Source organism: Luteimonas sp. TWI382, from assembly GCF_039674545.1.
GTDB lineage: Bacteria > Pseudomonadota > Gammaproteobacteria > Xanthomonadales > Xanthomonadaceae > Luteimonas.
Genome location: NZ_JBDJNS010000026.1, coordinates 1 through 17,957 on the forward strand (window position 1 = coordinate 1; position 17,957 = coordinate 17,957).

At 69.1% G+C, this 17,957-nt stretch carries 15 protein-coding genes; 6 read left to right on the forward strand and 9 right to left on the reverse strand.

Annotated elements, in window-relative coordinates:
- Positions 1–190: 190 nt before the first annotated feature.
- Positions 191–1,021: an inositol monophosphatase family protein gene (locus tag ABE505_RS14045; protein WP_346443843.1), complete on the reverse strand. Its 831-nt coding sequence runs from the start codon at positions 1,019–1,021 to the stop codon at positions 191–193.
- A gap of 86 nt (positions 1,022–1,107) precedes the next feature.
- On the opposite strand from ABE505_RS14045, the gene ABE505_RS14050 reads away from it, so the two are divergent.
- Complete coding sequence (locus ABE505_RS14050) at positions 1,108–1,896, forward strand: RNA methyltransferase (protein WP_346443844.1); 789 nt, start codon at positions 1,108–1,110, stop codon at positions 1,894–1,896.
- A gap of 21 nt (positions 1,897–1,917) precedes the next feature.
- Here the strand turns inward: ABE505_RS14050 and ABE505_RS14055 are convergent, their stop codons facing one another.
- Positions 1,918–2,535 (reverse strand): exopolysaccharide biosynthesis protein, encoded by a 618-nt coding sequence (locus ABE505_RS14055; protein ID WP_346443846.1) that lies wholly within the window; start codon positions 2,533–2,535, stop codon positions 1,918–1,920.
- Between the two features lie 10 nt (positions 2,536–2,545).
- Positions 2,546–3,853 (reverse strand): hemolysin family protein, encoded by a 1,308-nt coding sequence (locus tag ABE505_RS14060; protein ID WP_346443847.1) that lies wholly within the window; start codon positions 3,851–3,853, stop codon positions 2,546–2,548.
- 249 nt (positions 3,854–4,102) lie between these two features.
- Here ABE505_RS14060 and ABE505_RS14065 point away from each other — a divergent pair, with 249 nt between their 5' ends.
- From ABE505_RS14065 to ABE505_RS14080, 4 genes are read left to right on the forward strand one after another with little or no spacing between them, the layout of a single operon-like run.
- A complete protein-coding gene (locus ABE505_RS14065; RefSeq protein WP_183426139.1) occupies positions 4,103–4,729 on the forward strand; it encodes a DUF47 family protein in 627 nt (208 codons plus the stop codon).
- 13 nt (positions 4,730–4,742) lie between these two features.
- Complete coding sequence (locus ABE505_RS14070; RefSeq protein WP_346443849.1) at positions 4,743–5,870, forward strand: inorganic phosphate transporter; 1,128 nt, start codon at positions 4,743–4,745, stop codon at positions 5,868–5,870.
- Between the two features lie 47 nt (positions 5,871–5,917).
- Complete coding sequence (locus tag ABE505_RS14075) at positions 5,918–6,265, forward strand: MGMT family protein (protein ID WP_346444014.1); 348 nt, start codon at positions 5,918–5,920, stop codon at positions 6,263–6,265.
- 58 nt (positions 6,266–6,323) lie between these two features.
- Positions 6,324–6,971, forward strand: a complete 648-nt coding sequence (locus tag ABE505_RS14080) for a rhomboid family intramembrane serine protease (RefSeq protein ID WP_346443850.1) — start codon at positions 6,324–6,326, stop codon at positions 6,969–6,971.
- Between the two features lie 285 nt (positions 6,972–7,256).
- Here ABE505_RS14080 and ABE505_RS14085 read toward each other — a convergent pair whose 3' ends face one another.
- The 4 genes from ABE505_RS14085 to ABE505_RS14100 all read right to left on the reverse strand — a co-directional run bounded on the left by ABE505_RS14085 (position 7,257) and on the right by ABE505_RS14100 (position 13,944).
- A complete protein-coding gene (locus tag ABE505_RS14085; protein WP_346443851.1) occupies positions 7,257–9,281 on the reverse strand; it encodes a M13 family metallopeptidase in 2,025 nt (674 codons plus the stop codon).
- Between the two features lie 186 nt (positions 9,282–9,467).
- A complete protein-coding gene (locus ABE505_RS14090) occupies positions 9,468–11,570 on the reverse strand; it encodes a M13-type metalloendopeptidase (protein WP_346444016.1) in 2,103 nt (700 codons plus the stop codon).
- A gap of 160 nt (positions 11,571–11,730) precedes the next feature.
- Entirely contained in the window at positions 11,731–13,578 is a 1,848-nt protein-coding gene (locus tag ABE505_RS14095; RefSeq protein ID WP_346443852.1) for a monovalent cation:proton antiporter-2 (CPA2) family protein, read from the reverse strand.
- A gap of 3 nt (positions 13,579–13,581) precedes the next feature.
- Entirely contained in the window at positions 13,582–13,944 is a 363-nt protein-coding gene (locus tag ABE505_RS14100; RefSeq protein WP_346443854.1) for a hypothetical protein, read from the reverse strand.
- Positions 13,945–14,318: 374 nt separating this feature from the next.
- Here ABE505_RS14100 and ABE505_RS14105 point away from each other — a divergent pair, with 374 nt between their 5' ends.
- Entirely contained in the window at positions 14,319–15,701 is a 1,383-nt protein-coding gene (locus ABE505_RS14105) for a DEAD/DEAH box helicase (protein WP_346443855.1), read from the forward strand.
- 240 nt (positions 15,702–15,941) lie between these two features.
- Here ABE505_RS14105 and phaZ read toward each other — a convergent pair whose 3' ends face one another.
- Positions 15,942–17,261, reverse strand: a complete 1,320-nt coding sequence (phaZ, locus tag ABE505_RS14110; RefSeq protein ID WP_346443856.1) for a polyhydroxyalkanoate depolymerase — start codon at positions 17,259–17,261, stop codon at positions 15,942–15,944.
- 78 nt (positions 17,262–17,339) lie between these two features.
- Complete coding sequence (locus ABE505_RS14115; RefSeq protein WP_346443857.1) at positions 17,340–17,942, reverse strand: class I SAM-dependent methyltransferase; 603 nt, start codon at positions 17,940–17,942, stop codon at positions 17,340–17,342.
- Positions 17,943–17,957 lie beyond the last annotated feature (15 nt).

Sequence of the window (17,957 nt, forward strand, 5' to 3'; positions counted from 1 at the left end):
TCCCGGCCCGGGGCCGTTACAACCCCGGGGTCTGTAGCCATTTTTCGCCTGGCGAAATGGCACTCTCACCCCGGTTTTTGACCCCGGTTCTTGTCCGGGCCGGGACGAAGAAAAAGCCACGCAATGCGTGGCTTTTCTGTTTCCGGGGGCTGGGATCCGCGTCTGCGGATCCTGCGACTGGCCCGATGGGTCAGTCGAATTCCTTTGCGTACCCCGACGACACCAGCACCTGCTGCAGCGGTTCGATCAGGCGCACATTGGCGGCAAGGATCGGGCGGCCGCCAGCGAGGGCGACATTGAGCGGGCCGGTGGCGCGGCCCTTGAAGTCGCTGACGCGACCGCCAGCCTCGCGGACCAGCAGCACGCCGGCCGCGATGTCCCAGGGATGCACGCCGGCTTCGAAGTAGGCGTCGCAGCGGCCGGCGGCGACGTAGGCCAGGTCCAGCGCGGCCGAGCCGGCGCGGCGGACGTCTTCGGCGGACTCGAGCAGGGCGTCGACCGCGCGCAGCTGCGCACCGGCACGCTTGCGCTCGCGCGGGGCGAAGCCGGTGGCGATCATCGCGCCCGACAGGTCCTTGCGGTCGGCGATGCGGATGCGGCGTTCGTTGAGCTGGGCGCCGGCGCCGCGCGTGGCGGTGAACAGTTCGTTGCGCAGCGGATCGAAGATCACGCCGTGCAGCGGCTCGCCGCCCTCGACCAGCGCGATCGACACGCACCAGTGGGGGAAGCCGCGCAGGTAATTGCTGGTGCCGTCCAGCGGATCGATGACCCAGGTGTAGCGGCTCGCACCGCCTCGGCCGGGCTTGGCGCCGCCTTCCTCGCCGAGGATGGCGTAATCGGGGTGCGCCCGGCGCAGTTCCTTGACGATCGCCTCTTCGGCCAGGCCGTCGACCTCGCTCGCGTAGTCCAGCCGTGCCTTCTCGACGACGTTGAGCGCGTCGAGCTTGTGCATGTTGCGGAGCAGGACGTTGCCGCCGGCACGCGCCGCCTTGACCATGATGTTGACAGCAGGTTGAAGCATCGCGGACGACTCCGGGCGCGGGCGGGTTCGAGGGGAAAAAGAGCAGTGCCGGCGCTTGGCCGGTCGGGCAGTTTACCATTCGCGGCATGCAAGCGCCCCTCAATCCTGACTCTTCGCCCGCCACGATCGCTGCGCGCCTGCGCATCGTGCTCGTCGGCACCCAGCATCCCGGCAACATCGGCTCGGCCGCACGCGCGCTCAAGACGATGGGACTGCACCGTCTGGTGCTGGTCGCGCCGCAGAAGTTTCCGCATGTCGAAGCCGACGCGATGGCCGCCGGCGCCGATGACGTACTGGCCTCGGCCACGCGCTTGGACACTCTGGCCGAGGCGGTCGCCGACTGCCGGTTCGTGCTCGGCTGCACCGCGCGCAGCCGTCGGGTGCAATTGCGCGAGCTGCGTCCGCGCGAGGCGGCGGCTGCGGCACACGCGCAGGCGCTGGCCGGCGGCGAGGTCGCGCTGGTGTTCGGGCGCGAGCGCACCGGGCTCGAGAACTCGGAGTTGCAGCTGTGCCATGCGGCCGTGCACATCCCCGCCAATCCCGACTACAGCTCGCTGAACCTCGCGGCCGCGGTGCAGGTGCTCAGCTACGAGCTGCGGCTGGCGCTGCTGGGCGAGGCCTCCGCTCCTCAGGCGGTCGTGCCGGCGTCGGCAGACGCCGTGCCGCATGCGCAGCTCGAAGGCTTCTTCGCCCAGTTGGCCGACACGCTCGAGGCGATCGATTTCCACAAGGGGCGGGCGCCGGACTCGGCGATGCGCAAGCTGCGCCGGCTGTTCGTGCGCACCGGGCTCGACGAGAAGGAAGTCCGGCTGCTGCGCGGCATCCTGGCCGACGCTCAGCGCATGGCGCAGCTCGCTGGCGAGCGCGGCCGCTGACCGGCTGGCCGCGTTGCCGGGCTAGGTGAGCCGCGCGATCCAATCCGTCGCGGCGGCGGCCAGCGCGCCGCTGAGCACGCCGAACACGCCGATCGCCAGCAGGCCAGCGGCCCAGGCGACCAGCAGCAGGGCGCCGTCGCGTTCGAGCAGCGCCAGTGCATAGGCCAGCAGCAGCACGGCGAAGACATAGTTGGTGAACGGGATCGGCAGCGCCAGCAAGATTCCCAGCAGCACCAGCAGCAGGCCGGTGAACATGGTCGCTGCGCGATGGTCGAGGACGCCCGGCAGCCGCGGGCGACTGACCCGCTCCAGGCGTCGGAACCAGGGCTCGAGCACGGTCTCGAACCGCTGCACGGCGCTGCGGTGCGGGCCGCGCTCGGCGATGAAGGCGGGCAGCCACGGCTTGCGCAGCCCGATCAGCAGCTGCAGCCCGACGAAGATCACCAGCGGGCCGCCGACCGCGCCGCCGACCCCAGGGATCGGGATGAAGGCCGGCAGCGTGGCGACGAACAGCATCATGCCGAACACGCGCTTGTCCAGGCCGGCCAGCAGGTCGCGGAAGCGCAACTGGTCGCCAGGATCGCCCGCCGCCATCGCCGCGAGCAGTTCCCGGGTCGAGGCTTCCTCGCGCGAACGCATCGCAGGCCCGTCAGGCCGCATTGTCGGCCTCGGCCTCGGGCAGGCGCTGCAGCAGCAGCTTGTCCACGCGCGGCCCGTCCAGGTCGACGATCTCCACCCGCCAGCCGTTGGCGTCGAAGTGCTCGCCGACGTTGGGGATGCGTCCGAACTGGGCGATGGTCATGCCGGCCGCGGTGTGGAACAGGTGTTCGTCCTCACCCGGCAGCGTGCCGCCGCCGAGCAGCTCGCGGACCGCCTCGACCGACAGGCTGCCGTCGACCAGCAGCGAGCCGTCGTCGCGTGTGACGACCAGCGGCGAGGCGTCCACGCCACTGCTCTGGGTGCGGCCGATCACCGCTTCCATGACGTCGTTGACGGTGACCATGCCGGTGATGTCGCCGTACTCGTCGACCACCAGCGCCAGCGATTGCTGGTTTTCGCGCAGGATCTCCAGCAGCTTCATCGCCGGTGTCGACTCGGACACGAACAGCGGCTCGCGCAGGTACTTGAACAGGTCGAACGCCCCCGCATCGAGCCGGTCGATCAGCGATTTGATCTCCAGCACCCCGACCACGTCGGCATCGTTGCCGCGCAGCACGGGGTAGCGCGAGTAGGGCGTGTCGCGCATCCGCGCCAGGTTCTCTTCGAAGCTGGCCGACACGTCGAGCCAGGCGATCCGGGTGCGCGGCGTCATCAGCGTCTCGGCATCGCGGTCGCCCAGCGTGAGCACGCGATTGACCATGTTGCGCTCGTCGGCGTCGATCACGCCCTGCTCGTGGCTCTCGCTCACCAGCATACGGATCTCTTCTTCGGTCACCTGGGCCGCTTCGGTGTCGTTGAGCCGCAACAGCCGCAGCAGGCCGCGCACGGAGGCGCTGAGCAGCCACACGGCCGGGGTTGCGATCCGCGACAGCCAATGCATCGGCAGCGCGACCACGCTGGCCACCCGCTCGGGCGCCAGCAGTGCCAGCCGCTTGGGCAGCAGTTCGCCCAACACGATGGTCAGGAAGGTGATCAGGCCGACAGCCAGCACCGTGCCGGCGGTGGCCGCATAGGCGCCCAGCGCCGGCAGCCTCGACGCCAGCCAACTGCCGATGGCGCTGCCCAGCGCGTCGCCGCCGAGCATGCCGGTCAGTACGCCGATCAGCGTGATGCCGACCTGGACGGTCGACAGGAAGCGCTCGGGGTGCTGGGCCAGCTCCAGGGCCGTGCGCGCGCCGCGCCGCTCGGCCATTTGCTTCAGGCGCGGCTTGCGGGACGTCACGACCGACATTTCCGACAGCGCGAAGAACGCGTTGCAGGCGATCAGCGCCAGGACGATGAGGATCAGCTCAATCATCGACGGCGCCCGTGTTCAGGCCGTGGCCGGTGGTGAAGGCCGGCGGGCGCGGGCATCGGCGGGCGAAGGGCGGTCTAGGGTCGTCGTCCATGGGGGGCGGGCAGCGCAGGAGGGCGCGGGCCGGACTATAACAGGTGGCCGCGTGAGGACCCCGGGCACGTCCGGGGTGGTCGCAGGCGTCACGGAGCCGTCATAATTCGCCCTTGCGCAAGCGCCCGGCCCCGCGGGTGCGCGGACAAAGGCGTCGGCATGTTCTCCCTGCAAACCATCTTCGGCCAAGGCAACCAGTTCTACACCCTGCTCGAGGAGGCGGCGGTCGCCGCGCACGACAGCGCCATCGCGTTGCACGCGATGCTCAAGGAGGCCGACCGGCAGCCCGCGCTCGATGCCTTCAAGCTGGCGCGCATGCGCGAGCGCGAGGCCTCCGACAAGATCAGCCAGGCACTGGTCGACAGCTTCATCACCCCGATCGAACGCGAAGACATCGAGGCGCTCGGTTCGGCGCTGTACAAGATTCCCAAGCAGATCGAGAAGTTCGCCGATCGCTACTCGCTGGCCACCCAGCACCTGGAACACATCGACTTCGCGCCGCGCGCGGCGATGCTCGAACAGGCATCGGCGGTGGTGGTGAAGATGGTCAAGACTTTGCGCAGCATGAAGCTCGAGCCGATGAAGGCGCTCAACGACGAGCTGCGTGCGCTGGAGAACGAGGCCGATCGGCTGATGCTCGAGCTCTACCGCGACATCTACTCGGGCAAGCTCGATCCGCTGCAGATGTTCCTGCTCAAGGAGTTCTTCGAGATCCTCGAGAAGGCCATTGACCGCTGCCGCGAGGCGGGTGTCGTGGCCTACGAGATCGTGCTCAAGAACTCCTGACGGGCTGCCGACCATGCTGACCCTCGTGCTGATCGTGGTCGCGACCGCGCTGGTGTTCGAATACATCAACGGGTTCCACGACACCGCCAACTCGATCGCGACGGTCGTCGCCACCAAGGTGCTCTCGCCGATGCAGGCGGTCGGGCTGGCGGCGTCGATGAACCTGATCGGCGCGCTGATGGGGACCGCGGTCGCCAAGACGATCTCCTCGGGCCTGATCAACGCCGGGGTGATCGACGTCGGCTCGCAGCTGATCCTGTGCGCGCTGCTGGGCGGCATCATCTGGAACCTGATCACCTGGTGGTGGGGCCTGCCGTCGTCGTCCTCGCATGCGCTGATCGGCGGCCTGATCGGCGCCGCGCTGGCTGCGGCCTCCAACAATTTCGACGTGGTCGTGTGGTCGGAGCCGGCGACGCCGTTCTGGCAGAGCGCCGGCGTGCTGTGGAAAGTGGTCGTGCCGATGGTCAGCTCGCCGGTGCTGGGCTTTGCGGCCGGCTTTTTGATGATGGGCGTGCTGTTTTTCGTGATCTCGATGATGGCGCGCAGTGGCGGCGTGCTGGCGCGTATCGCGCGGCCGCGCTGGGTCAATGCGTTCTTCGGCAAGAGCCAGATCGTCTCGGCCGCCGGCATGGGCTTCGCGCACGGCATGAACGATGCGCAGAAGACGATGGGCATCGTCGCGTTGACCCTGGTCAGCGCGCAGAGCGTGGGCACGCTGGACAACCTGCCGGGCTGGCTGGCGTTCCTGCATCCCTCCGACGCCGCGCTCAACGATGGCGACATCGACCTGTGGATCAAGATCTCCTGTGCGCTGGTCATGGCCGCGGGCACCGCCGCGGGCGGCTGGCGGATCATCAAGACGCTGGGCCACAAGCTGGTCAAGCTGCACCCGATCCACGGCTTCGCGGCCGAGACCAGCGCTGCGTCGGTGATCCTCGCCGCGTCGTCGCTGGGCATTCCGGTCTCCACCACCCACAACATCTCCTCGGCGATCATGGGCGTGGGCACCGCCAAGCGGCTGAATGCGATCAAGTGGTCGGTGGTCAACAAGATGATCTGGGCCTGGATCCTGACGATCCCGATGTCGGGCGGCATCGCCTACGGCCTGTTCCGGGTGTTCCACCAGTTCGGCTGGGTGTGACGGCCGGCCGCCGGGCGAAAATCGCGCGGGCCGAGCGGCCCGCATCGCTGTCGAAGGCGCCCGACTCGCACCCGCACGCCCGCATCGCGGATGCGATCCGCGCGGTGCCCGCCGGGCGGGTCGCCGGCTATGGCCACATCGCGCGTCGCGCCGGATTGCCGGGCCGGGCACGTCTGGTCGCGCGGGTGTTGCGCGACCACGACGGGCCGGCGCTGCCCTGGCACCGCATCGTCCGCAGCGATGGGCGCATCGCGTTTCCTGAGGGCTCGCCCGGCTTCGAGGCGCAGGTCCGCCTGTTGCGCGCCGAAGGCGTGGCGGTCGTGCGAGGGCGCGTGCGCATGCCGGCCGACGATGGGCTCGATGCGGTGTTGTGGGGACCGGACGCGCGCGACTGAAGGCGACGCAGTCGACACGGCGCGCCGGTATCATGGGCGCGCATAACGAGGAGTGCCGATGTTCCCGAGGTTGCCGCAGGCCGTCAAAGTGATTCTGGCCATCAATGTCGTGGTGTTCCTGCTGCAACTGGTGATCGGCGGCCTGCTCGCGCCGTTCATGCTCTGGCCGCTGGGCGGTGCCGACGCCGGTGGGCTGGGCTTCCAGCCGTGGCAGCTGTTGTCCTACGGCTTCATGCACGATCCGCGCAATCTCGCGCATCTGGTGTTCAACATGCTGGCGCTGGTGATGTTCGGCTCCCAGCTCGAGTACACCTGGGGCACGCGCCGCTTCGTGACCTACTACCTGGTGTGCGTGGTCGGTGCCGGGTTGTGCCAGCTCGCCGTGGTGACGTGGTCGCTGACCCAAGGGGCGTTTCCCTATCCCACGCTCGGCGCGTCGGGCGGGGTGTTCGGCCTGCTGCTGGCCTACGGCATGCTGTTTCCGAATCAGCGGATCATGCTGCTGTTTCCGCCGATCCCGATGCGGGCGCGCACGTTGGTCATCGTCTACGGCCTGGTCGAGCTGGTACTCGGCATCACCGGCACGCGCTCGGGCGTGGCGCACTTCGCGCACCTGGGCGGCATGCTGTTCGGTTGGCTGCTGATCCAGAACTGGCGCGGTCGCCCGCCGTTCAATCGCAGTCGCCGTCACGTGCGGCGGCTGTGAGCGGGGAGGCAGTCTCGGAAGTCGTGATTGAGGATGCGTAGAAGCGAGTGCCTCGATCGACCGCACTGCTCGAAAACGAAGAAGGCCGCACAGTGTGCGGCCTTCTTTTTGGCGCTTCTCAACACCGGGGCCCAGAACCGGCAGAACCGGGGTCAGAGTGCAATTGCGCGTCGCGAAACTGCACTCTGCCCCCGGTTTTGGCCATGGCGCGCGCAACCCGGCTTCGGAGACGAGCGCGGCTCGCGTTTCCTGGTCGGGTGCGACGCCCCAATCCCCAAGCGCGGCTCAGCGCCAGATCCGGACCTGGTCCTCGGCCTTGCGATTGAGCGCGTCGCTGGCCTTGCACTGGAAGGTCTCGGCGAACGCCGGCAGGTTGGCGACCGGGCCGTTGGCGCGCCACTGGCCGGGGGCCTGCGGACTGGTCGCGGCGTTGCGCGTCGCGGTATCGACCGCCGACTGCTGCCGCCACAACTGCGCCCAGGCGTTGAAGAACGCCTCGCGCGACGGCTTGGCGAGCTCGGGCGTGGCCTGCTGCAGCGCATCCCAGGCCAGCTCCACGCCCGCCAGGTCGGCGGCATTCTCGTCGCGGGTCAATGCCCCGTTGACGTTGACCCCGGTCAGGCCAGGATAAGGATAGCGGTTGTACTGGGTGACCAGGCGGTCGGTCGCCTGCATCCACTCCGCATCGTCGGCCGGGGTCCACCAGGTGCGCAGGGCGTCGTTGCTGTCGACCGACTTGCCCTTGATGTCGACCGCGCGGCTCATCTCATGGCCGACCAGCGCGCCGAAGGTGCCGTAGTGCGCCGCGCTGTCCTGGGCCATGTCCAGCACCGGCGCCTGCAGCACCGCGGCCGAGACGATGATCCGGTTCTGCGCCGGGTCGTAGGCCAGCGCCGGTGTCTGCGGCAACACGTCCCAGCGGCGGGCGGCATTGGTCTGGCCGATGCGGCGCATTTCCTGGCCGTGACGCCAGGTCGCGGCGATGAGCATGTTGCTGCCGAAGCTGCCGCGGCCCATCGGCTGGGCGGTGTAGTCGATGTCCTGCACCGGTGCGCCGATCTCGATCCGCAGCTTCGCCAGCTTGGCGCGCGCTTCGGCCTTGGTCGGCTCGCTCATCCAGGTGCTGCGGTCGATGCCGCGTCCCAGCGCGTCGCGCACCTGGCCGGCGATCGTCTCGGCGCGCGCACGGGTGGCGTCGGGCAGGTGGCGGCCGATGTACTCGCGCGAGACCATCGGGCCGGCGGCGCGGTTGATCGCCGCCAGCACCTGCTGCCGGCGCTCGGGCTGGGCGGCTTCGCCGCGCAGGATGCGACCGTGGAAATCGAATTCGGCATCGCGGAAGCGCTTGGACAGGTACGGCGCCATCGCATTGCCGATATGGAAGCGCAGATAGGCCTTCCACTGTTCGGGCTTGAGCGTGTTGACCAGCGTATCGAGCTGTTGGAACAGCGCCGCATCGGCCAGCGAGACCTGGGTGGCGGTCACGTGCTGCGCCTGGAGGAAATCCTCCAGTTGCAGGCGACGGTACTGCTTGCCCAGGCCGGCGACGTCGACCAGCGCGTATTGCGTGCGCGGGTCGCGGATGTCGGCCAGCGGCTTGGAGGCGGCGGCGATGCGGCGCTCCAGGTCGAGCACCAGCGCGGTGTCGGCCTCGAGCCGGTCCTCGGTGGTGCCGGTCAGCGCCAGGATGTTGCGCACGTACTGCGTGTACTGCGCGAACACCGCCTCGGTCTGGGCATCGCCACGGCTGTAGTAGGCCGGGTCAGGCAGGCCCAGGCCGCCCTGAACGAAGTAGGCGATGTTGCGATTGAGGTCCGCCACATCGACCTCGGCACCGAAGTTGAAGACCACCGGGATGCCGACCGAATGCAGCGCGGCGATCGACGGCGCGATGTCACGGGTGCGGCGGATGCCGTCGATGCGCGCGATCAGTGGTGCGATCGGCTTGGCGCCGTCCGCCTCGACCGCGGCCTCGTCCAGGCCGCTGGCCCAGAAATCGCCCAGCAACTGCTGCACGTTGTTCTGCGGCGCTTGCATCGCGGCATCGAGCAGGTCGTACTGCTGCTGTTGCGCCAGCGCCTGCAGTTCGCCGAGCGCCGAGCGCGTGCCCTGGCCGGCGACCAGGACGTTGGCGGCCAGCCAGTCCTTGTTGACCGCGGCGTACAGGTCGCTGCAGGCGGTGACCGGCGGCGGGCCTTTGGGGGCGGCTGCGCGCCGGCGTTGGGCATCGGCGTCGGTGCTCAGGCCCACGAGCAGGGCGATCGACGCGGCGAGCAGGGCCGGGCGGGCGAGGGGGGAATGGATCGACATTGCGGCTTCCGTTCGGCGTGATGCGGGCAAGTCTAGCAAGCGCCGTAGAGGCCGACGTGCAGACGCGCGCGGCGTTCCCGGCGCCGGTCGGCGGGCGTCCGCCAACGCCGCGGCGGGCCGGAAAACGACGAGGCCCGGCGTCGCCGCCGGGCCTCGCTGGTCAGCCGGTCGGGGCTGGCCGAGGCGTTACCAGATCACCACCTGGCGCTCGCCGTCGCGCACCATCGGGTCGCCCGGCTTGCACTGGAACGCGGCCGCGAACGCCGGCAGGTTGGACGGCGCGCCGATCGCGCGGAACGACGAGAGCGCATGCTCGTCGGTCGCCAGCCGCTGGGTCAGCTGCTCGGGCGTGAAGTTGCGGCGCCACACCGTGGCCCAGCTCAGGAAGAAGCGCTGGTCGCGGGTCATGCCGTCGGTCATCGGGTCGGGCGTACCGGCGGTGGCCTTCTTCATTGCATCGTAGGCCGTCGCCAGGCCGCCCAGGTCGGCGATGTTCTCGCCCAGCGTGTGGTTGCCGTTGAGCGCACGGCCATCCGGCAGGCGGTAGTCGTTGAACTGCTGGACGAGCTTGCCGGTCCGCGCCTTGAAGCCGGCGAAGTCCTCCGGCGTCCACCAGTCCTCCATGTTGCCGGTGGGTCCGAAGCGCGCGCCCTGGTCGTCGTAGCCGTGGGTCATCTCGTGGCCGATCACCGCGCCGATGCCGCCGTAGTTCATCTCGTCGGTGGCTTCGGGATCGAAGAACGGCGGCTGCAGGATCGCGGCCGGGAACGTCAGCTGGTTGGCCAGCGGGTTGTAGGAGGCATTGACCGTCTGCGGGCGCATGCCCCACTCGGACTTGTCGACCGGCTTGCCGATCTTGCCCAGATCCCACTTGTAGTTGAACTCGGTCGCCGCCAGCACGTTGCCCAGATAGCTGTCGCGCGAGGTCGTCAAGCCGCTCCAGTCGCGCCACTTGTCCGGGTAGCCCACGCGCGGCTCGAACGTCTCCCACTTGGCCAGCGCCTTGCGCTTGGTCTCCGGGCTCATCCACTCCAGGTGCTCGATGCGCTGCTTGAGCGCATCGCTGAGGTTGGCGATCAGCGCCTCCATCTTGGCCTTGGACTCCGGCGGGAACGCGACCTGCACGTACAGCTGGCCCATCGCGTGGCCGATCTCGTTGTCGACCGTGCCCAGCACCCGCTTCCAGCGCGGCTCGATTTCCTTCTGGCCGCCCAGCGTGCGGTCGTAGAACGCGAAGTGCTGCTGCACGAAGGCATCCGACAGGTACGGCGAGGCCCCGTCGACGAGGTGGAAGCGCAGGTAGGCCTTCCACTGCTCGACCGGCACGTCGACCAGCATCTTGTCGACTTCCTGGTGGAACTCGGGCACCGACAGCGACAGCGTCTGCGGCACCGCAACGCCCTGCGACTCGAAGAACGTCGTCCACGGGAAGTTCGGCGTGAGCTTGTCGGCCTCGGCCACGGTGATCGGGTTGTAGTACAGCCCGACATCGCGCGAGAACGCCTCGCGGGACTTGGAGACCTTGGCGATGCGGGTCTCGAATGCCATCACCTCCTTGGCCTGCGCCTGGGCCTGCTCGGCCGGCACCCCCGACAGTTCGAGCACCTTGGCGATATGGGCGACGTAGGCCTCGCGGATACCGGCCTTGTCGGCGGCGCTGTAGTAGGTGGTGTCGGGCAGGCCGAGGCCGCCCTGGCCGGTCGCGGCGATATTGACCGAGGAATCCTTGAAGTCCGGCATCGCGCCGATGCCCCACAGGAAGCCCTGGCCCTTGGCCGCGCTCGCACGCAGCCACTGCGCGATCGACGCGCTGTCGGTCAGGCCATCGATCGCGGCCAGTTCGCCCTGCAGCGGCGCCAGCCCCTGCGCTTCGATCGCGGCCTCGTCCATGCCGGTGGCCCAGAAATCGCCGACCAGCTTCTCGATGCCGGTCGCATCGGCGTGTTCGGCTGCCTGCTGGGCGAGCTGGTGCTGAACCGCGGTCGAGCGCTCGTCGAGCATTTCGAACGCGCCCCAGGAGCTGCGGTCGCCGGGAATCGGATTGGCCGCCAGCCACTTGCCGTTGACGTAGCCGCCGAAGTCGGCGCAGGCGTTCTTGGTCGTGTCCAGATCGTCGATCAGGAAGCGGTTGTAGGGCGGCAGCGCGGTCTCGTCGAGATGGAATGTCGGCGCCTGGGCCGTCTGCGGTGCGTCGGCGGCGGGGGCTGCGGCGTCCTGGCCGCCCGAGCAGGCGGACAGCGCGAGCACAACGGCGCCGGTCAGCAGCAGGCGCTTGGGAACGATGGCAATCAAGACAGTCTCCGGGAGAGCGGCGCCGGACGGCGCCCTGTGAGCGCGCACTCTACGCCTGCCCCCGGGCACCTGGGGGTGTCGAAGGTCATGCGGCAATCGCCAGATTCCGCATGGTCAACGAGGTCGATCGTCGCCCGTGCTGAGTATCGGGCGGCTGTCAGTGCGGGTCGGCGGGCGGAGGCGCGGGATCATCGTTCAACGACCGCCCCTCGCGCCGCGGCCGGGTGAATGGCACGGGCTTGGGGCCTGGCGCGTCGGTGTTCTTGATCAGCAGCGGGATGCCGGCGCGGGTGTCGTTGTTCGCGGTTTCCAGGTCGAAGCGTTCGGCGTCGAGGCGGCGCACCTGGGCGGCGATCGCATCGGCTTCGTCGTCGTCGACCCCGAGTGCACGCAGCGCAGCGGCGCCGAACAGCACCGCCGATTCGAAGGTCTCGCGTACCTGCACGTCGACGCCGGCATTGACCAGCTTCAGCGCATGCTCGCGGTCGTAGGCGCGGACCAGCAGCCGGGCCTGGGGGAATTCGTGGGTGACCAGTTCGACGATGCGGTCGGCGGCATCGCGATCGTCGACGCAGACCGCGATCGCGCGGGCGCTGTGCGCACCCGAGGCGTGCAGCACGTCGAGCCGGGTGCCGTCGCCGTAGTAGACCTTGAAGCCGAAGTCGGCGGCGCTCTGGATCATCTCGATGTCGGTGTCGATGATCGTCACGTCGACGTCCCGGGCCAGCAGCGACTGACTCATGACCTGACCGAAGCGACCGAAGCCGATGATCAGCACGCTGCCGGTCTGGTCGGCGACGGCCTCCACGCCATCGAGCGAGGGCCGATCACGGCGGGCTGTCCAGCGTCCAGCGGCCAGGACCACCAGTGGGGTAAGCGCCATCGACAGCACGACGACGGCGGTCAGGGTGGCGTTGACCCGGGCCTGGATCAGGCCGCTCGCAGCCGCGGCGGCGAACAGCACGAACGCGAACTCGCCACCCTGGGCCATCAGCACCGCGCGTTCGAGCGCTTCGCGATGGCCGCTGCGGGTGACACGCGCGACGACGTAGATGCACAGGGCCTTGGTCGCCATCAACGCCAGCACCGCCGAGACGATCAGCGGCCAGTCCTCGACCACCACCGCCACATCCAATGCCATGCCCACGCCAAGGAAGAACAGGCCCAGCAGCAGGCCGCGGAACGGCTCGATGTCGGCTTCGATCTGGTGCCGGAACGCGGATTCGGACAGCAGCACGCCGGCCAGGAATGCGCCCATCGCCATCGACAGCCCGCCCAGTTGCATCAGCAAGGCCGCACCGAGAACCACCAGCAGCGCGGCGGCGGTCATCACCTCGCGCGCGCGCGCGGCGGCGAGGATCCGGAACAGGGGATTGAGCAAGTAGATGCCGGCCACGACCAGTGCGGCCAGCGAGCCGATGCCGATCGCGATCGCCGTCCAGCGCGACGGCGCGTCGGCCGCGGCCTCCGGCGTCGGCGACAGGAACGCGATCGAGGCCAGCAACGGCACGATCAGCAGGTCTTCGAACAGCAGCACCGAGACGATCTTGCGGCCGTGCGGCAGCGCGATCTCGCCGCGCTCCGACAGCAGTTGCATGACCACTGCGGTCGAGGTCATCACGAAGCCGGCGGCGCCGACGAACGCGACCGGCCAGGGGAAGCCGAACGCATACGCCACCAGGGTCAGCGCGGTGGTCGCGAGCAGGATCTGCAAGGCGCCCAGCCCGAAGATCTGCCGGCGCAACGCCCACAGGTGCGAGGGCCGCATCTCCAGGCCGATCACGAACAGGAACATCACCACGCCCAGTTCGGCCACATGCAGGATCGCCTGTGGGTCGGAGAACCAGCCCAGGCCGAACGGGCCGATCGCCAGGCCCGCGGCGAGATAGCCGAGCACCGAGCCCAGACGGAACCGTCGAAACAGCGGTACGGCGACGACCGCTGCACCCAGCAACGCGACCAGTTGGACCAACTGACCGGTGGTGTCGTGGGCGTCGGCGGCCATCGGTCAGCGCCTCGGCGCCATCGCCGACAACAACAGGAAACCGCCGGCCAGCCCCAGTTGCTGCAGGAACTGCAGCATCTGACCGGTGCGAGCGGCAGCGCGCACCGCCCAGAACGGATGCGAGAGCAGGGCATCGATGAGCACCAGTACGACGGCCGCCAACGCGGTCCAGCGCAGCTGCCAGCCGGCGACGATCAGCACGCCCACCAGCAACTGGGCCAGGCTGAAGGCCAGCGTCGTGTCGGAGGTCGGCGCGCCGCGCAGCGCCGCCCACAGGCGCAGCGCGCCGGCGACGATGAAGACCGCGGCGAGCAGCCAGCGACCGAGCGTGACCGCGCCGCCGTGGGCGCCGGAACCAGAGGCCATCGAAAACTCCGTGAACGGGAACCCGACGCAGCGTGCCATATGCGCTGTGCAACGCACAGACCCGGTCCGCGACGATGGCGCCGCGGGCCGCAGTGCCCTAGAATGGGCGGGTCCTGCAGCGCGGTCGCCCACCCAAGGTCCCCGGACCCGGTCACGATCCTGGTATGCCGTCGGCGCTTCGCGCCGTTCCGGTCCTTATCCCGCACGTCTTTCGTCGCGCAGACACGGTGCCCGGGCGTTCCCGGTGCCGTCACATCGGATCTCGCAGCGCGGTTTACGGATAGCTCCGGGGTCCATCGCCATCGTCACGGCCATCGGCTGTCGCCCGCACGCGCGGGCCGCCGGGACGTGGACTGGCCCACAGGAGTCCTTGCATGACCACGTTCGAAACCCTCGGGCTGTCGCCCGCGCTGCTGCGCGCGCTGACCGAAACCGGCTACACCACCCCCACCCCGATCCAGGCCGAAGCCATCCCGCTGGTGCTGGGCGGACACGATGTGCTGGGCGGCGCCCAGACCGGCACCGGCAAGACTGCCGCGTTCGGCCTGCCGCTGCTGCAGCGCCTGGCCAAGGAGACCCCGCCCAAGGGGCCGCGCAAGCCGCGCGCGCTGATCCTGGTGCCGACCCGCGAGCTCGCGGTGCAGGTGTCCGACAACCTCAAGGCGTACGGCCGCCACCTGCGCATGAATGTCACGACGATCTTCGGCGGCGCGGGCATGCAGCCGCAGATCGATAACCTGCGCCGTGGCGTCGACATCCTCGTCGCCTGTCCGGGCCGCCTGCTCGACCATATGGATTCGGGCCATGCCAAGCTCGACGCGGTCGAGCTGCTGGTGCTCGACGAAGCCGACCGCATGCTCGACATGGGCTTTTTGCCGCAGATGAAGCGCATCCTCGGCCGTGTGCCCAAGGCACGCCAGACGCTGCTGTTCTCGGCCACGTTCGAGCCGCGGATCAAGGCGCTGGCGCTGGAGTTCATGCGCGATCCCAAGCAGGTGCAGGTCGCGGCCAACAGCACGATCGCCGACACCATCGCCCACCGCGCCCACCCGGTCGACAACAACCGCAAGCGCGATCTGCTGGTCGATCTGCTGTCCAAGCGCCATACCGACCAGGTGCTGGTGTTCGGCAAGACCAAGCACGGCTGCAACCGCCTGGCCGAGCAGTTGGCCGAGTCCGGCCTGCCGTCGGTGGCGATCCACGGCAACAAGAGCCAGGCGCAGCGGCAGAAGGCACTGGATGCGTTCAAGTCCGGCCGCGCCCGCATCCTGGTCGCGACCGACGTCGCCGCGCGCGGACTCGATATTCCGAACCTGCCGCTGGTGATCAACCACGATCTGCCGATGGTCGCCGAGGACTATGTGCACCGCATCGGCCGGACCGGCCGCAACGGCGCGTCGGGCGAGGCGCTGTCGCTGGTGTCGCCGGAGGAGGGCGGTCTGCTGCGCCAGATCCAGCGCATGCTCAAGGCCGAGATCGATATGAGCGCGGTCGAGGGCTACGAGCCGAGCCAGCCGGTCCGGCTGGATACGCCGATCCCGAAGAACGGCGGCGGTCAGCGTCGCCAGCCCGCCGGCGGTCGTCCGGGCGCGCGCATGGGCGAGCAGAAGCCCGGCGGCCAGCGTCCGCCGCGCAAGCCCGCGGCGCGCGGTCATGGCAAGCCGCAGGAGCGCGGTGCGCATGCGCACGCCGGTCCCAGGCCGCACCGCCAGGGCGCGGGCCGGTCGCAGGGCGCACGGCAAGACACCCGCGTCTGAGCCATCGGCGCGCGGCATCCCACCCCGCTTCCGCTTGCCGGAAGCGGAGTTTTTTTTGGGGGGGTTCTCGCCTGGTCGGAAGGACGCTTGCGTCTGCCCGCTCGCGCAGTGCGGTCGTCCTCGGTGAGCGCATCGCGCGGGCCGGGCATTGCGCCCCTGCTCTGCAAACACAAACCCGGGGTCTGTTTGCAATTTCGCGTTGCTAATTTGAACTCTGACCCCGGTTTCTGCGGCGAGCCGTCAGCCGTTCTTGCGCTTGCCCTTGCGCGGGGCCGATGGCGTCTTGGGCGCCGTGCGCTGCGGCGTCGCGGCCGAGCCGCCGTGCGCGGCGATGAAGTCGCGGACCTGCGGGTAGACCTGGTTGCGCCAGCGGCGGCCGCTGAAGATGCCGTAGTGGCCCGCACCTTCGACGGTGAGGTGGGCGCGGTCGGTCTCGGCGATGCCGGTGCACAGCGTGTGCGCTGCGCGCGTCTGGCCTTCGCCGGAAATGTCGTCGAGTTCACCTTCGACCGTCAGTAGCGCGGTGTCGGTGATCCGCGACGGGTCGACCGGTTCGCCGGCCACCACCCAGCGCCCGCGCGGCAGCAGGTGCTGCTGGAACACCACGCGGATCGTGTCGAGGTAGTACTCGGCCGGCATGTCGAGCACGGCGTTGTACTCGTCGTAGAACCGGCGGTGCGCCTGTGCGTCCTCGAGGTCGCCCTTGATCAGGTTCTCGTAGAACGCACGGTGCGATTCCAGATGCCGCTCGGGATTCATCGCCATGAAGCCCATGTGCTGCAGGAAGCCGGGATAGACCAGACGCCCGCGCCCCGGATAGTTCATCGGCACCGGGTGGATGACGTTGTGCTGGAACCACGACAGCGGTTTTTCGGTCGCCAGGTTGTTGACCGCGGTCGGCGACTGCCGGGTGTCGATCGGCCCGCCCATCATCACCAGCGAGCGCGGCGTCGGCTCGCCACGCGCGGCCATCAGCGACACGGCCGCGAGCACTGGCACGGTGGGCTGACAGACGCTGATCACGTGCAGATCCTCGGCACCGATGTGACGGATGAAGGTCTCGATGTAGGCGACATAGTCGTCGAGCGAGAACCCGCCGGACTCGGTGGACACCATCCGCGCGTCCACCCAGTCGGTGATGTAGACCTTGTGGTCGCGCAGCAGCGTGCGCACGGTGTCGCGCAGCAGGGTGGCGTGGTGGCCCGACAGCGGCGCGACCACCAGCACGCGCGGCTGGGCGCGGATCACCTCCAGGTGCGCCGGGTCGTCGGTGTAGCGCTTGAAGCGCAGCAGCTTGCAGAACGGCAGCTCGAGCGCGTCGAGCTGCACGACCGGATAGGTGCGGTCGTTGTGCTCGACCGAATGGATGTCGAAGGCCGGTTTTTCGTAGTCCTTGCCGATCCGGTAGAGCAGCTCATTGGCCGCGGCCACCTGGTCGGCACCCGCCAACTGCGACAGCCAGGTGCCGCCGGGCGCATAGGCGCGCGCGGTGGCGTCGGCCAGCAGCGTCCATGGCTTCATCCACGCGCGGCCAAGTTCGTGCATTTGATAGAACAGCATGGCGGGTATCCGGGGCGGGTTGTGCGTTGCAACATATTCTAGGCCGCATGAACCGGTCCTGCGGCATTGCGACCGGATTCAGCCCGTCATCGGCGCCAATTCGAGCGCGGTGGCGGCGTCGGCCAAGGCCGGCGAGAGCCAGCAATGCGAGCCGAGCGGGCGAAATCCCACGCCGGTGAACCGCGTGCGGTAGAAGCGGGCAGGCCGCTGCCGAAAGCCGTCCTCGTCGCCTTCGGCGCCGTCCTCACGAGCGAACGTCTCCAGGAACGCGACACCGCCGCACAGCTCGGCCAGACCGGGCAGGCCGCGATCGAGTTCGCGCGTGTCCAGGTAATGCATCACGTCGCTGCACACCAGCAGATCGACCGGCGGGCAGGGCCGCAGCATCGCGAAATCGCCGAACCGAGCAAGGTGCAGGTTGCGCCTGCGTCCATGACGAGCGACGGCGTAGCGGCTGGCATCGAAGCCCAGATACTGCGCCTTGGGGCGCAATTTCAGCAGCGGCGCGCGCCAGGCGCCTTCGCCGCAGCCGATGTCGAGCACGCTGCGCAATGGCCGTTCGAGATGGTATTCGGCGGTCGCGACCGCGAGCGCGACCTTGCGCGCCAGGCGCGCCGGTCCGCCGATGTCGCCGGCGCGATACCAGCGGTCGAAATAGGCACGGTCGTACTGCTTGGCCATCGAAAATGCCGGCAC

Bases quoted from the DNA above. Each gene is read 5' to 3' on its own strand.
- ABE505_RS14095 (WP_346443852.1), bottom strand. From the start codon at position 13,578: ATGGCCGCCGACGCCCACGACACCACCGGTCAGTTGGTCCAACTGGTC.
- ABE505_RS14105 (WP_346443855.1), top strand. From the start codon at position 14,319: ATGACCACGTTCGAAACCCTCGGGCTGTCGCCCGCGCTGCTGCGCGCG.
- ABE505_RS14065 (WP_183426139.1), top strand. From the start codon at position 4,103: ATGTTCTCCCTGCAAACCATCTTCGGCCAAGGCAACCAGTTCTACACC.
- ABE505_RS14115 (WP_346443857.1), bottom strand. From the start codon at position 17,942: ATGGCCAAGCAGTACGACCGTGCCTATTTCGACCGCTGGTATCGCGCC.
- ABE505_RS14080 (WP_346443850.1), top strand. From the start codon at position 6,324: ATGTTCCCGAGGTTGCCGCAGGCCGTCAAAGTGATTCTGGCCATCAAT.
- ABE505_RS14045 (WP_346443843.1), bottom strand. From the start codon at position 1,021: ATGCTTCAACCTGCTGTCAACATCATGGTCAAGGCGGCGCGTGCCGGC.
- ABE505_RS14085 (WP_346443851.1), bottom strand. From the start codon at position 9,281: ATGTCGATCCATTCCCCCCTCGCCCGCCCGGCCCTGCTCGCCGCGTCG.
- phaZ (WP_346443856.1), bottom strand. From the start codon at position 17,261: ATGCTGTTCTATCAAATGCACGAACTTGGCCGCGCGTGGATGAAGCCA.
- ABE505_RS14050 (WP_346443844.1), top strand. From the start codon at position 1,108: ATGCAAGCGCCCCTCAATCCTGACTCTTCGCCCGCCACGATCGCTGCG.
- ABE505_RS14055 (WP_346443846.1), bottom strand. From the start codon at position 2,535: ATGCGTTCGCGCGAGGAAGCCTCGACCCGGGAACTGCTCGCGGCGATG.
- ABE505_RS14060 (WP_346443847.1), bottom strand. From the start codon at position 3,853: ATGATTGAGCTGATCCTCATCGTCCTGGCGCTGATCGCCTGCAACGCG.
- ABE505_RS14100 (WP_346443854.1), bottom strand. From the start codon at position 13,944: ATGGCCTCTGGTTCCGGCGCCCACGGCGGCGCGGTCACGCTCGGTCGC.
- ABE505_RS14070 (WP_346443849.1), top strand. From the start codon at position 4,743: ATGCTGACCCTCGTGCTGATCGTGGTCGCGACCGCGCTGGTGTTCGAA.